Source organism: Dietzia sp. CH92, from assembly GCF_032248695.1.
Classification (GTDB): Bacteria; Actinomycetota; Actinomycetes; order Mycobacteriales; family Mycobacteriaceae; genus Dietzia.
The window spans coordinates 60,300-73,382 of sequence record NZ_JAVHXC010000001.1; the positions used below are offsets into that span (position 1 = coordinate 60,300).

The following is a 13,083-nucleotide window of genomic DNA, read 5'->3' on the forward strand; positions in this document are numbered from 1 at the left end:
GCGGGGTTCGCCGCCGCGCCCGTCCGACCGGGTGGTGGCGGGGCGTCAAGGGGTACGACGACGAGGAGGGGCACATGACGCACCAGGGAGCGGTCCCGGTGCCGGGCGGAACCGGTGTGGAGTTCATCGACGGGTTGCGGGAGCTCGCCGAGGGGTTGGCGATCTCGGGCGGTGACGTGGCCCGGCGGATGCTGGCGGAGTTCGATCTCCAGGGACTGGATTCGCGGTCCAAGTCCTCGGAGACCGACCCGGTGACCGTCATCGACACCTCGGTGGAGGAGCACCTGCGGCGGGAGATCGCCTCCCGTCGTCCGGGCGACTGGGTCCTCGGGGAGGAGGGCGGCGAGGCCGCGGGAGACAGCGCACACAGCGGTGCGGGCCCGCGGGTCCGGTGGATCGTGGACCCCGTCGACGGGACGGTGAACCTGCTCTACGGCATCCCGTTCACGGCGGTGTCGGTGGCCGCGGAGGTGGACGGTGTCGTGGTCGCGGGGGCGGTCCACAACATCGTCACACGGGAGACGTGGACCGCCGGCCGCGGGCGCGGGGCGTCGTTGAGGGGGACGGACGGCTCGGCGAGGACGCTGCGCGTGTCGGGGTGTGCCGACCTCTCGCTCGCGCTGGTGGGCACGGGGTTCGCGTACGACGCGGGGATGCGGGCGGAGCAGGGCGGCGTGGTGGCGGCGTTGCTCCCGCGCGTACGCGACATCCGCAGGTGCGGGTCGGCGGCGTTGGACCTGTGCATGCTGGCCACCGGCCGGCTGGACGCCTACTACGAGCGCGGTCTCCGACCGTGGGACCACGCCGCGGGCGCGCTCGTGGCCGCGGAGGCCGGCGCGGTGGTGTCGGTGTCGGACGATGACGCGGTCCCCACCGTCGCGGCGGCTCCCGGAGTGGCCGGGGAGTTCCTCGCGGCGATCGGGGAACCCGCGGACCGGGCCCGGGGTCAGCAGTCGACGGAGCGCGCGGCGTCGAGCTCGGAGGAGATGGGCTGACGTCCCACCTTCAGCTCGTCGAGGGCGCCGACGGCGGCCGTCGAGTCCGAGAGGCGGGAGAAGGTGGTCCCGAGCGCGAGGTCGACCGTCTCGTCGGTGCGGCCGTCGGTGATCAGCTGCATGCACGGTGCGGCGAGGGACAGGGACCGGGCGGTGGCCTGGCCCGCCTCGCCGTAGCGGATCTGGCCGTGACATTCGAGTGCCTGACCGTAGACCGGGTCGTTCCCGATCGCGTCGGAGCCCGCGGGCTGGAATCCGCGCTCGGCCAGTTCGGCCGCGACGGCGCCGGCCTGTCCGCTCTGCCCGTTCGCGTTGAGCACGCGGACCCGGGTCTCCCCGAGCAGCGCCGGGGCGACCTCGTCGAGCGCGTCGACGGCCTCCTGCTGCAGGCCGGCCTCCTCGGCCGCGGGTGGGAGCGGGCAGGCGACGGCCTGCGTCGCGGCGTCGTCTCCCCGCAGCGCCGCCGCCCAGACGACGGCCCCGAGGACGAGTACGACGACGACGAACAACACGTACGCGGATCGCAGGCGGGCCATCCCCCGCGCGGGGGTCGGGCTCGGTGTGGCCTGGGTGCTGAGGTGGAGGACCATGAGGGCCTTTCCTGCAGGTGAAAGGGGTGAGAGCCCCGGTGGGGTCTGGCCGTCCACTGTAATGGCCCGGCTCGCGCGGCCCCGTCCGGATGGTGGTCGGAACCGCTGGATGAAAATGGCGGGATATTCCGTTACTATGCGTGCGCCGGTCGGTCAACGACCGATTCGCGCAACCCCCCACAGACTCAGAGAAGAGACTCATGGCAACCGACTACGACGCCCCCCGCCGCACCGAGGCCGACGAGCTCACCGGTGATTCGCTGGAGGAGCTCAAGGCCCGGCGCGCGGAGGGCGCCACCGGCGAGGTCGACGTGGACGAGACGGACACCGCCGAGTCCTACGAGCTGCCCGGCGCCGACCTGTCCGGCGAGGAACTGACGGTGCGGGTCGTGCCGGAGCAGGACAACGAGTTCACCTGCGGCGAGTGCTTCCTCGTCCATCACCGCAGCCGCTTCGCCGAGGAGCGCGACGGCATGTCGATCTGCGTCGACTGCGCGGGCTGACACCCGCCGGGGCGGTGGGCGTCGGCCCCGCGTCGCGGGGCGCGCCCGCCTCGCCCACTCCGGGGTGCGGGCGGGCCGCGGTCGGTCAGCTGTAGTGGTTGTCCGGTAACGCCGCGGCGAGGCCTTCGGGGTCTCGGGTGCTGATCAGCCAGTACGGCGTGGGATCCAGCGGGTCGTCGAGTACCACGATCACCATCGTGGGGATGTACCCGCGGTGGACGACGAACGCCTCCGGGTCGAGCTGTCGCCCCATCGCCGCCTGCTTGGCGGTGGCGGGTACGACCGCGGTGCGGGCGATGGCGTCGAACGGCAGGCGGGCCCGGCCCGCGTACAGTGTTCCCCCGCCCTGACCGTCCGACTCCACCTCGACCCGCTCGCGGCCGATCGAGACGAACAGCCAGGCGAGCAGGGCGGGGACGACGACGACCAGCAGCCAGACCCACCACCGCGCGCCGATCGTGACGGCGAGGACGATCGCCACGGCGGTGACCGCGGTGAGCAGGACCCACCACCACACCGGGACCCGTAGTGACTCGGAGTGGACCGGGCGGGGAGCGCGGTCTGGCGGGGGTCGGAGATCTTCGTCGGTCACGACATCAAGACTATCGAGCAACCGGGCCCGGCCCGGCAGGAGGGCGGCGGCACCATGGGTGGATCAGACGAGCGCGGAGGGGTCGACGAAGTGCTCCGGATCCGGCGGCTGGACGCCGGCCTCCCCCTGCCCGTCCGGGCGCACGCGGCGGACGCCGGGATCGATCTGCACGCGGCGGAGGACCTCGAGCTGGCGCCCGGGCACCGGGCGCTCGTGCCGACGGGCGTCGCGATCGCGTTGCCCGTCGGCTACGTGGGCCTGGTCCATCCGCGGTCGGGGTTGGCGGCACGGGTGGGGCTGTCGATCGTGAACGCCCCCGGGACGATCGACGCGGGGTACCGCGGGGAGATCAAGGTGAACCTCATCAACCTCGATCCCGCCGAGCCCGTCCGGATCACGCGCGGTGACCGGATCGCGCAGCTCCTCGTCCAGCGCGTCGAGCTGTGGGACGTCGTGGAGGTCGACGCTCTGGACGAGACGGACCGCGGAGACGGCGGCCACGGCTCGACCGGGGGACACGACCGCCTGACCCGGTAGCGCCGACCCGGCCGGCCACGCCTGATCGGCCACCATCGCGCCTGACCTGACCGGCGGGGACGCCGTTGGGTAGCGTCGTCCCCGACGGCCCTGACCGGGGCCGGGTCGCACGGGAGAGGATTTCCAGCATGTTCGGACGAAAGAAGCCGGTGACCGGGGCCCGCGACGCCGCCGCGTCCACCGCGCCGGAGTCGCAGGCCCCCTCCACGACGGGGCCCCACGACCGCTCGTCCGTCGGCGACGTGCGCGAGTACTACACGGCCCTGGGCTACGGGCACATCGACCTGGGTTCGCTGGTGATCGGTGTCCCCCAGGGACGCGATCTGAACGTGGCGCTGGATCCGGCCGGTCAACCCGAGTTCCACGTCGTCACCAAGGTCTCGCGGGTCATCCCGCGGGCGTTCGCGGCGCCGAAGTCCGCGGGGCAGTGGCGGACGATGGTGAGCGGGATGCGGGAGCAGCTCGAACAGCAGGGGGCCGACGTCTCGGTGGTCGACGGTCCGTGGGGACGCGAGCTGGTCGCCCAGCTCCCCGGGGCGGTCTTCCGCGCCATCGGCGTGGACGGCAACCGGTGGACCGCGGAGGTCCGCGTCATGGCCACACCCGAGCTCGCCGAGCAGGCGGCCGAGGAGGGCCGCGAGGTGTTCCGCCACCTGCTCATCAACCGCGGCGACGGTCCGATGCCCGTTCGTGAGCCGCTCCCGCTGACGATCCCGGACGAGATCCAACAGGCGCTCACCCAGGCCAGGTCCCAGCTGGCCGCGCAGCAGCAGGCGCAGGCGTACCAGCAGCAGATGGCGGCCGGGCAGGCCGGTCAGCAGCCGGCGGCGAACCAGGCCGCCGCGGCCGCGCCCGCGGCGACGCAGGCCCAGGGCTCGGTGCCGCAGGCGGCGCCCGCGGCTCCGCAGGCCTCGCCCACGACCCCGCAGGCTTCGCCCACGACCGCGCAGCAGACGCCTCAGGCGTCCGGCGGTTCCGCCGCGTCGGAGGGCGACACCGCGGCGCGCCGCAGGGACGGCAGCGCGATGGACAGGCTCCGCGGCGCGGACGACGACCTGTGACCGGACCCGGGCATCCTTCGAGGGGGTGAACATGGCGTTCCCCAGAGTTCTGCGTGACCTGACCGCCAGGCTCACCGACCCGGTCGAGGTGCTCGACGCGGCCGATCTCGCCGGCCGGGTGCAGCGCACCGGGTGTGCGCGTGTCGCGGATGTCTCACGAGGTGACCTCGCGACCCTGACCGGGCGGATCCGGACCGTGCTGACGGGCGGGGGCCCAGAGGTCCTCGGGCTGACCGCCGAGGTCTTCGACGGGACCGGGGCCATCGAGGTCTGTTGGCTGGGACGCCGCTCGATCCCGGGTATCGACACCGGCAGGTTCATCCGTGTCACGGGCCGGGTGGGGGACCGGGACGGTCGCAGGATCATGTTCAACCCGCGTTACGCGCTGCTCGACGGGCAGCCGTGCAGGACCGTGGAGGAATCGCGTGACAGAGCCTGAGCAGGCGACGGGGCCGGGTGACGGCCGGAACGCGCCGACACCGGAATCGGGGAGCAGGAAGACGGCGTTCGGGGACCCGGACGCGTCCCTGATCGAGCAGATGGGAGGCGTACGCGGCCTAATCTACTCATCGATCCCCGTCCTCACGTTCGTGCCCGTCAACGCGTTCTGGGGGCTGACGGCCGCGATCTGGGGTGCACTCGGCGTGGCGGTCGCGATGCTCGCCTGGTCCCTGGCGCGCCGGGACAACCCCCAGCCGGCGATCTCCGGGTTCATCGGGGTGGCGATCTGCGTCTTCATCGCCTGGCGCACCGGGGACGCGAAGGGGTACTTCCTCTACGGCATCATCACCCAGGCCGCATACGGTGCGGCGTTCGCGCTCTCGGCGATCGTCCGGTGGCCGCTGGTCGGGGTGATCTGGGGGTTCCTCGACGGTAAGGGGATGGCGTGGCGGCGGATCCCGTCGGCCCGTCGGTGGTATACGGTGGCGACCTGTTTCTGGGCGGCGCTGTTCGCCATCCGGGCCGTTCTGCAGTACATCCTCTACCTCAACGACGAGGTCAACTGGCTCGGAGCCGCGCGGATCGGGATGGGCTGGCCGCTGGCGCTCGTCGCCTTCGTCGGGACCGTCTGGGCGGTCCGTCGCGCGACGGCCCACGAGAACGCGGTGGCCACCGGGACGCCCGACGGGTCCGCCGCCGGGGACCGGGTGGAGGGATCCGCCCGCGGACAGTGACCGTGTCGCCCACCTGACGCCACCACGGACATCGCCGTCGGCAGCGACGCGGGTGCGACGACGCCCACCACGCGCGGCGCCCCCGGACGCGGGCGACGAGGGATCCCCGGGTACGACGACGCCCCGACGGCCTGGCGGCTGTCGGGGCGTCGTTCGCGTACCGGGGGGGGGCGCAAGTTCGTCCCGGTCGCGGTGGGATCAGGCGGCGGTGGGTCAGACCGCGGCGGTCGCCGTGCGGGAGAAGTCGCTCGGCCCGGTGATCACGCGGTAGGCGTACACCGACGCCAGGGTGGTGAGTGGGATGGCCACCAACAGGCCGACCAGCAGCGCGAGCGTGCCCACGATGATGATGAGCACGTTCAGCAGTGCGAGGGCGAGCAGGTTGCCCGCGTCGGACTTGACGGCGCGGAAGCTCGACACGATGGCGTCGGTGGCGGTCATGTTGCGGTCGACGACGAAGTACTGCGTCCAGTAGAGGAAGAACGCCACGACGAAGGCGCCCACGATGAGCAGGAAGACGCCGACGAAGGTGGCGATGCCGACGAGGATCGCGGCGACGACGAACCATCCGAAGTTGTGCAGTTTGAAGAAGTCGCCGAAGGACGGCTTGTGGCCGTCGACCTCGAGCAGCGCGCCGCGGACGACGAACGCCTGGAACAGCAGACTCACAGCGAACGAGAGGACCTGCGCGACGAACATCACGCCCGCGGACTCGTTTGTGGTGAACTGCGTGAGGACGCCGCTGACCACCACGCTCGCCACGGTGATGAGCACCCAGGGCAGCGGGTTGTTCTTGAACATCCGCCAACCGGCGCTGACGGCGTCGGTCGGCGAGACCCGGCCGGGCATCACCGGCGCACCGCCCGGGCCCGGCTGACCGTAACCGCCGAGGGCGGGATCGCCGTACGCCGGCTGCCCGTAGCCCTGCTGCCCGTAGCCCTGCTGGCCGTAACCCTGGTCGTATCCCGGCTGGCCGTACCCCGGCTGGCCGTACCCCTGCTGGCCGTACCCCTGCTGGCCGTAACCCTGGTCGTATCCCGGCTGGCCGCCGTAACCCTGGCCGGGGTACGGCTCGTACCCGCCGCCCTGGCCCGGGTAACCCTCGGGGCCGGCCTGGCCCGGGTAGGGCTGCTGCTCGTGGCCCCGGTCGCCGTAGGGGCCCCGGTCCGGGCCGGAACCGTAGGGGTCGTTCGGGTAACCGTCCCCCGGTGGGGTACCTCCGGTTGTCATGACGTCTCCAGATCGCTCGGTGCCGCGGGTCGATTCCGCGGCTCTCCTGCCGAACCTAGTTGTGCCGCGGCGTGAGTTGGAGGTCCAACTCGCGGATCACGGGCATTGGGTGGAAATGCGCGGGGCCCCGCCGACTGTCGTCAGCGGGGCCCCGCGGTCACCGGGAGCGGTGGATGTCAGATGTTGGCGTCGATCTCGACGGCCTGCGCGACACCGGCGACGGTGCCGGCGATCTTCACGGCCTCCCACGCCTGCTCCTTGGTGATGCCCTCCTTGCGGATGACGTCATCGTGAGCGGCGGTGCAGTTCTCGCACCCGTTGATGGTGGAGACCGCCATCGACCAGAGCTCGAAGTCGGCCTTCTCCACGCCGGGGTTGGCGATGATGTTCATCCGCAGGCCCATGCGGACCTGGGTGTAGTCGTCGCCCAGGAACTCCTTGGCGCGGTACGCCACGTTGTTCATGGCCATGATCGAGGCCGCGCCCAGGGCGGCGTTGAACGCCTCGTCCGACAGGTGCTGCCGGGCCTCGTCGGCGATCTCCGAGAGGACGGTCGCCGACCGGGTCGCGGCGGCGGTCGCGAGGAACGTGCCCCAGAGCTGCTGCTCGTTCAGCTCGGTGGAGCGCGCCAGCGAGCCGAGGTTCAGCTTGAGATCCTTGGCGAACTCGGGGAGTCCGGACTTCAGGTTCTCGATGCTCACTTGATGCCCTCCTGCAGCATGTCCATCTTGTTGATGTTCTTGGTGGGATCGTTCTTCTGCCAGTTGCAGGCGCAGACCTCGGACGACTGGAGGGCGTCGAGGACGCGCAGGACCTCGTCGACGTTGCGGCCGACGGCGTCGGGGGTGACCGACACGAACTGGATGACATTGTCCGGGTCGACGATGAAGGTGGCGCGATCCGCGACGCCGTCGGCGTTCTCCACGCCGAGGGCGCGGATGAGCTCGTGCTTGATGTCCGACAGGAGCGGGAACGGCACGGTCTTCAGCTCATCGTTGGTCGCGCGCCAGTTGAAGTGCGCGAACTCGTTGTCGATGGAGCCGCCCAGGATCTGGGTGTCGCGGTCCTGGAAGTCCTCGTCGAGCTTGCCGAAGGCGGCGATCTCGGTGGGGCACACGAAGGTGAAGTCCTTCGGGTAGAAGAAGATCACGCGCCACTTGCCCTGGTAGGACTGGTTGGTGATGGTCTCGAAGTAATCCTCGGGCTGCTGCGCGTTGACCTCCTTGAGGTCACCACCCTTCAGCCCGGTGAGTTCGAAGTCGGGGAACTGATCGCCGATGGTGAGAAGAGCCATGTGATCCTCCTGAAGTGGGCTTTGGTCGTGCGGCCAGCCACGACTATGCCCCACTCTCTGTGACAGGTAAAGCCGATGAGACATAGATCACTCATAGGTTCAAGCGAATAATTGTCGACTTCGCGTTATCGCCGGTCGTACACTGATCGGCATGGCTGATCAGCGGTTCGTCCCGAGCCTCATGCAACTCCGGGTCTTCCTCGCCGTCGCGGAGCGTCTGCACTTCCGCAGTGCGGCCGAGGACCTCGGCATGAGTCAACCCTCCCTGTCGCAGGCGCTGGCCACGCTCGAGGACGGCCTCGGACTCCACCTGGTCGAACGCAGCACGCGGTCGGTCCTCGTCACACCCGCCGGGAACCGGCTCCTCCCGTACGCCCGCGCGGCGGTGACCGCGATGGACGCGGTGGCGGACGCCGCCGCCGGCAGCCACGGGCCGCTGTTCGGGGCACTGCGGATCGGCGTGATCCCGACCGTCGCCCCGTACCTGCTGCCCGGGCTCCTGCCCGCGCTGGGGGAGCGGTTCCCGGACCTCCGGCCCCGGGTGGTGGAGGACCAGACCTCCCGCCTCGTGGACGGGTTGCGCAGCGGGGTCATCGACCTGGCGATCATGGCCGTACCGACCGACGCGATGGGGGTCGCGGCCACACCGCTGTATTCGGAGCCGTTCGCCCTGCTCGTCCCGGCGGATCACGAGCTCGCCGGACGAGAGGGGCTGCCCCTGGAGATCCTGGTCGACCAGCCGCTGCTCATGCTCGACGAGGGGCATTGCCTGCGAGAGCAGACCGTGGAGCTGTGCCGCCGTGTCTCCGCGCCGGTGCTCGGCCGGGGGGAGTCACGAGCCGCGTCCCTCACGACCGCGGTCAGGTGTGTCGCCGGCGGCCTGGGGGTGACGATCGTGCCCGAGTCCGCGGTGGGTCCGGAGACGCGCGATCCCGGGATCGCGGTGGCCCGGTTCGCCGACCCCGTGCCCGGGCGGACGATCGGGCTGGTGCTCCGCACGGCCACCGCCGGGGCGGATGCCTACGCCGAGTTCGGCCGCGTCGTGGTGGATGTCGCGGCGGCGGAGTTCGGCGCGGTCCCCGTGTGAGCGGAGGGGGACCGGTCAGCGCGCGCCGGCGGGTACCGGCCCGCTGAGGAGTTCGACGCGGTGGACCGCGTCGAGGAACCGCGTCCGGAGGATCTGGGTGCGCGCGAGCCACTGCTTCTGGAAGGCCACGAACTGGGCTCGTCCCTCCGCGGTCTCCACGGGGATCGGTGAGAGCCCCCACGCCGAGAGGTCGTAGGGGGACGAGCGCATGTCGACCTCCCGCGCGTCGAACGCGGCGCCCAGGGCGTCGAGTAGTAGCTCGCCCGGAGCGCCGGCCTCCAACGCGGCGGTGTGGGCGTAGAGGTCCATGCCGGCGTGCAGGCACGTCGGTTGCTCGGTCCGGACCTGCGAGTCCCGGGTGAGCCGCTCGTCGTTGAGGGGCACGGCCTCGTCCGTGAAGAAGCGGAACGCGTCGAAGTGCGTGCACCGTAGGCGCGAGCGGCGGACGACCTCGTCGATCCGCTCGTGCCCCAATCGCAGGGGCACCTGTCCGTGCCTGACGCCCTCGCGGCCGGACCGGTACAGCATCGCCCACTCGTGCAGGCCGAAACAGCCGGTGGCGCCACGGCGGCCGGCTGTCGCCGCGACCACGTCGCGGGCGCGCGAGACGCGACCGCCGCAGCGGCGCCACACCGAATCGGCGTCCACCACGAGCCCCTCGCGGCCGGCGACCGTCTCGTGGCGGTAGTGCCTCCACCGGAGACGCTCGCCGCGGTGTGCGTTCTCCAGCAGCACGCCCGGGCCGGGATGCCAGCGACGGACGGACGCCACGCTCGTGCGGTAATAGGTGAAGAGGAAGTCGACCACCGGATGCGGCTCGCCGCGACGTCGCCGCTCCAGGTGATCGGCCGTCAGTCGATCGACGCGTGCGTGATGGCGCGCCTCGCGCTGCCGCCAGAGCTCCTCCGGGAGGACCATCGCGCCGGAGGGGGAGACGCCGGAGGGGGAGGCGCCGGACGGGTTCGCGTCGGAGGTCACGACCGCTTCTTCCGCTTGGGTCGGTGGACGCGGGACGGCGCGGACCCGCGCGGCTGGGACGGACGCCGGGACCGCGTGGGCGGGGCCGGAGCCCGCCGGACGGCCGGCGTCGGGATCTCGGGACCCACCAGCCGGTTGATCGCCTCGTCGGCGCCCCGCCCGGAGACGTCCACGGTCTCCACGGACATCCCCGACGCGCGCGCCTGCTCGGCCACCCGCTCCACCTGGGAGGGCCGCAGGACGGCCGCGACCACCCCCGCCCGCGCCAGGCCACGGCCGGTGCGGCCCGAGCGGTGCACCAGATCGTCCATCGAGTGCGGCGGACCCACGTGCACCACGTGGCCGATGTCCTCGATGTCGAGTCCGCGCCCCGCGAGATCCGTCGTCACCAGGACGCGCACGGCTCCCGAGGCGAGGTCCGTGAACGCGGCCGAGCGCCGGGCGGGGGAGTCGGATCCCTTCACCCCGGCCACGCCGACCCCGGTGTCGGCGATGGCGGATCGCAGTGCGTCCACGGCGTCACGGCGGGGCACGAAGAAGAGCCCCCGCGTACAGCGGGCCGCCAGTCGGACCGCCACCCCCTCGGGATCAGGGGAGGAGAGGATGATCAGGCGACGTGGCGGCCCCGTCGTCGTCGACCCCGTGCTCGTCTCCCCGGTACGCCGCTCCGACGCCGCCGGGGACGGGGAACGGTCCGGCGGCACGGAGTCGACACGGTGGACCCGCAGCCCGGGGCGCGACGCGCGCAGGCGGGTCTCCACGTCGGCGTCCGCAGTGGCGGTGGTCGCCACGAGGCCCGCGCCGGGGCAGGCGTCGAGAAGGGCCCCGGTCTCGTCGACGAACGACGGTCCCAGGAGGTGGTCCGCCTCGTCGAGGACCAGTACCCGCACGTCGGCGGGCGAGACGGCCCGGGCACGGATGAGGTCGGTCAGACGGCCGGGAGTCCCCACCGCGACGTCGACCGGGGCGATCAGCGCACGACGGTCCCGCTTGATCGGCTGACCGCCGACGAACGTCGCGACCTTCAACCCGGCACCGGCCCCCACCTGGGCGATCACCTCTGCGCTCTGCTCGGCCAGCTCGCGCGTGGGAGCCACGACGACCGCCCGCGGACGCCCGGGCAGGCTCGGGGAACCCGCCAGCCGGTGGACGACCCCGATCGCGAACACGAGCGTCTTCCCCGAGCCCGTGGGGGCCACCGCGAGCAGATCCGCGCCCCCCACGGCATCGGCGAGCGCGACCGCCTGGACCGGCGACGGATCACCGCTGACGACGCCCGAGACGGCGTGCCTGATCGGGACCGACACCCCGAGATCCTCGAGGAGCCGGCCCAGACCACCGGAACGCGGAGCGGTCAGGCCCGGACCTCCGAACGGTCGCCGCTCCACTGGGTGTGGAAGCTGCCCTCGCGGTCGGTGCGCTGGTAGGTGTGCGCACCGAAGAAGTCGCGCTGACCCTGGATCAACGCGGCGGGCAGGCGCTCGGTGCGCAGGCCGTCGTAGTAGGCGAGCGCCGCCGAGAAGCCCGGGGCGGGGATGCCCGCCGTGACCGCCGTGGCGACCACTCGGCGCCAGCTGTCCACGCAGTCCGCCAGCGCCTCGGCGAAGTAGGGCGCCGCGAGGAGGGAGGGCAGCGACGGATCGGCGGCGTAGGCGTCGCGGATCCGGTCCAGGAACGTCGCGCGGATGATGCACCCGCCGCGCCAGATGGTCGCGAGATCACCGCGGGCGACATCCCAGCCGTACTCCGCGCTCGCCGCGGTGATCTGGTCGAAGCCCTGGGCGTAGGCGATGACCTTCGAGGCGTAGAGCGCCCGGCGGACGTCCTCGACGAACTCGGGGCCCGTCACCGACGGGGTCGACACGGCCCCGGCGGGCAGGGCGCGTCCGGCCTCCCGCTGCGGGACGGAGCTCGACAGCGCCCGGGCGAACACGGCCTCGGCGATGCCGGTGACCGGGACACCCAGATCGAGCGCGGACTTCACCGTCCACCGCCCGGTGCCCTTCTGGCCGGCGCGGTCGACGATCACGTCGACCAGCGGGCCACCGGTCTCCGCGTCGACCTGGGCGAGGACCTCCGCGGTGATCTCGATGAGGTACGAGTCGAGCTCGCCGGTGTTCCACTCGCGGAAGACGTCCGCCATGGCCGAGGGCTCGATCCCCGCGACGCCCCGCAGCAGGTGGTAGGCCTCGCCGATGAGCTGCATGTCCGAGTACTCGATGCCGTTGTGCACCATCTTCACGAAGTGGCCCGAGCCGTCCTCGCCGATGTGGGTGCAGCACGGGGTGCCGTCGACCTTGGCCGAGATGTCCTCGAGAATGGGGCCCACGACCTCGTAGCTGGACGCCGGGCCGCCGGGCATGATCGACGGTCCCTCCAGCGCGCCCTCCTCGCCACCCGAGATGCCCGCGCCGATGAACCGGATGCCCCGCTCGGCCATCGCCTTCTCGCGCCGGATGGTGTCCGTGTACAGGGAGTTGCCGCCGTCGATGATGATGTCGCCCTCGTCGAAGGCGTCGGCGAGCGCATCGATCACCGCGTCCGTCGGGGCCCCGGCCTGGACCATCACCAGCGCCCGACGCGGCGACTTCAGTGCGGCCGCGAACTCGGCGATCGTCTCGGTGCGGATGAAGGACCCCTCCGCCCCGTGCGCGTCGAGGAGCGCATCGGTCTTGCCGGCGGAGCGGTTGTGCACCGCGACCGTGTAGCCGTGGCGGGCGAAGTTACGGGCGATGTTCGACCCCATGACGGCGAGGCCGGTCACTCCGATGTCGGCGGTGCCGACGGTGTCGGCGGCGGTCTGCGCGTCCTCGCGATCAGTGCTCATGGCGTTCAGCGTAGTCGACGCCCGGAGAGCGAACGGACCTGCGTCGATGCTCCTGATCGTCGCCGGGTGCACCGGCGGGGGCGCGGCCGGTGGGGTGCGGGCCCGGCGTGCACTCAGTGCACCGATTCGGCGAACGGGCAGAAAATCCTTGGTAACAACCGAGGATGTGTTGTAACACTTAGAACCGGGTCGGATGACCTGGGCCACACTTTTC

Annotated in this window: 15 protein-coding genes; 7 read left to right on the forward strand and 8 right to left on the reverse strand. The window is 71.9% G+C overall.

Translation table 11 applies throughout. The features are described from left to right. Positions 1 to 74: 74 nt before the first annotated feature. Positions 75 to 995, forward strand: a complete 921-nt coding sequence (locus RWK90_RS00290) for an inositol monophosphatase family protein (protein ID WP_314033554.1) — start codon at positions 75 to 77, stop codon at positions 993 to 995. Here the strand turns inward: RWK90_RS00290 and cei are convergent. Beyond that, the gene (gene cei, locus RWK90_RS00295; protein ID WP_314033556.1) at positions 947 to 1,585 is read right to left on the reverse strand and encodes an envelope integrity protein Cei; all 639 of its coding nucleotides are present in this window, start codon (positions 1,583 to 1,585) and stop codon (positions 947 to 949) included. The genes RWK90_RS00290 and cei overlap by 49 nt on opposite strands. Positions 1,586 to 1,785: 200 nt before the next feature. Here cei and RWK90_RS00300 point away from each other — a divergent pair, with 200 nt between their 5' ends. After that, positions 1,786 to 2,088 carry a DUF4193 domain-containing protein gene (locus tag RWK90_RS00300; RefSeq protein WP_314033558.1) on the forward strand — a complete coding sequence of 101 codons (303 nt, stop codon included), beginning with the start codon at positions 1,786 to 1,788 and terminating at the stop codon, positions 2,086 to 2,088. A gap of 85 nt (positions 2,089 to 2,173) precedes the next feature. On the opposite strand, the gene RWK90_RS00305 is transcribed toward RWK90_RS00300, so the two are convergent. After that, positions 2,174 to 2,680: a DUF3093 domain-containing protein gene (locus RWK90_RS00305; RefSeq protein WP_314033560.1), complete on the reverse strand. Its 507-nt coding sequence runs from the start codon at positions 2,678 to 2,680 to the stop codon at positions 2,174 to 2,176. Between the two features lie 54 nt (positions 2,681 to 2,734). Between RWK90_RS00305 and dut the strand changes: the two genes are divergently transcribed. From dut to RWK90_RS00325, 4 genes are all read left to right on the forward strand, one after another. Next, positions 2,735 to 3,217 carry a dUTP diphosphatase gene (dut, locus tag RWK90_RS00310; RefSeq protein ID WP_314033562.1) on the forward strand — a complete coding sequence of 161 codons (483 nt, stop codon included), beginning with the start codon at positions 2,735 to 2,737 and terminating at the stop codon, positions 3,215 to 3,217. Between the two features lie 128 nt (positions 3,218 to 3,345). Further along, positions 3,346 to 4,278 carry a DUF3710 domain-containing protein gene (locus tag RWK90_RS00315; protein WP_314033564.1) on the forward strand — a complete coding sequence of 311 codons (933 nt, stop codon included), beginning with the start codon at positions 3,346 to 3,348 and terminating at the stop codon, positions 4,276 to 4,278. A gap of 31 nt (positions 4,279 to 4,309) precedes the next feature. Further along, a complete protein-coding gene (locus RWK90_RS00320; RefSeq protein ID WP_314033566.1) occupies positions 4,310 to 4,717 on the forward strand; it encodes a hypothetical protein in 408 nt (135 codons plus the stop codon). Next, positions 4,704 to 5,453 (forward strand): DUF3159 domain-containing protein, encoded by a 750-nt coding sequence (locus RWK90_RS00325; protein ID WP_396230245.1) that lies wholly within the window; start codon positions 4,704 to 4,706, stop codon positions 5,451 to 5,453. Before RWK90_RS00320 ends, RWK90_RS00325 begins: the two co-directional genes overlap by 14 nt. A gap of 213 nt (positions 5,454 to 5,666) precedes the next feature. Here the strand turns inward: RWK90_RS00325 and RWK90_RS00330 are convergent, their stop codons facing one another. The 3 genes from RWK90_RS00330 to RWK90_RS00340 form a co-directional block, all read right to left on the reverse strand. Continuing rightward, positions 5,667 to 6,683 (reverse strand): hypothetical protein, encoded by a 1,017-nt coding sequence (locus RWK90_RS00330; protein ID WP_314033567.1) that lies wholly within the window; start codon positions 6,681 to 6,683, stop codon positions 5,667 to 5,669. Between the two features lie 176 nt (positions 6,684 to 6,859). Continuing rightward, the gene (locus tag RWK90_RS00335; RefSeq protein ID WP_314033569.1) at positions 6,860 to 7,384 is read right to left on the reverse strand and encodes a carboxymuconolactone decarboxylase family protein; all 525 of its coding nucleotides are present in this window, start codon (positions 7,382 to 7,384) and stop codon (positions 6,860 to 6,862) included. Continuing rightward, positions 7,381 to 7,977, reverse strand: a complete 597-nt coding sequence (locus tag RWK90_RS00340; protein ID WP_314033570.1) for a peroxiredoxin — start codon at positions 7,975 to 7,977, stop codon at positions 7,381 to 7,383. The genes RWK90_RS00335 and RWK90_RS00340 overlap by 4 nt, the downstream gene beginning before the upstream one ends. Positions 7,978 to 8,128: 151 nt before the next feature. On the opposite strand from RWK90_RS00340, the gene RWK90_RS00345 reads away from it, so the two are divergent. Beyond that, a complete protein-coding gene (locus RWK90_RS00345; RefSeq protein ID WP_314033572.1) occupies positions 8,129 to 9,064 on the forward strand; it encodes a hydrogen peroxide-inducible genes activator in 936 nt (311 codons plus the stop codon). Between the two features lie 15 nt (positions 9,065 to 9,079). Here the strand turns inward: RWK90_RS00345 and RWK90_RS00350 are convergent, their stop codons facing one another. From RWK90_RS00350 to gndA, 3 genes are read right to left on the reverse strand one after another with little or no spacing between them, the layout of a single operon-like run. Continuing rightward, positions 9,080 to 10,042 (reverse strand): hypothetical protein, encoded by a 963-nt coding sequence (locus RWK90_RS00350; RefSeq protein WP_314033574.1) that lies wholly within the window; start codon positions 10,040 to 10,042, stop codon positions 9,080 to 9,082. Then, the gene (locus tag RWK90_RS00355) at positions 10,039 to 11,349 is read right to left on the reverse strand and encodes a DEAD/DEAH box helicase (RefSeq protein ID WP_314033575.1); all 1,311 of its coding nucleotides are present in this window, start codon (positions 11,347 to 11,349) and stop codon (positions 10,039 to 10,041) included. The genes RWK90_RS00350 and RWK90_RS00355 overlap by 4 nt, the downstream gene beginning before the upstream one ends. Positions 11,350 to 11,396: 47 nt before the next feature. Then, the gene (gene gndA, locus RWK90_RS00360) at positions 11,397 to 12,869 is read right to left on the reverse strand and encodes an NADP-dependent phosphogluconate dehydrogenase (RefSeq protein WP_314033577.1); all 1,473 of its coding nucleotides are present in this window, start codon (positions 12,867 to 12,869) and stop codon (positions 11,397 to 11,399) included. Positions 12,870 to 13,083 lie beyond the last annotated feature (214 nt).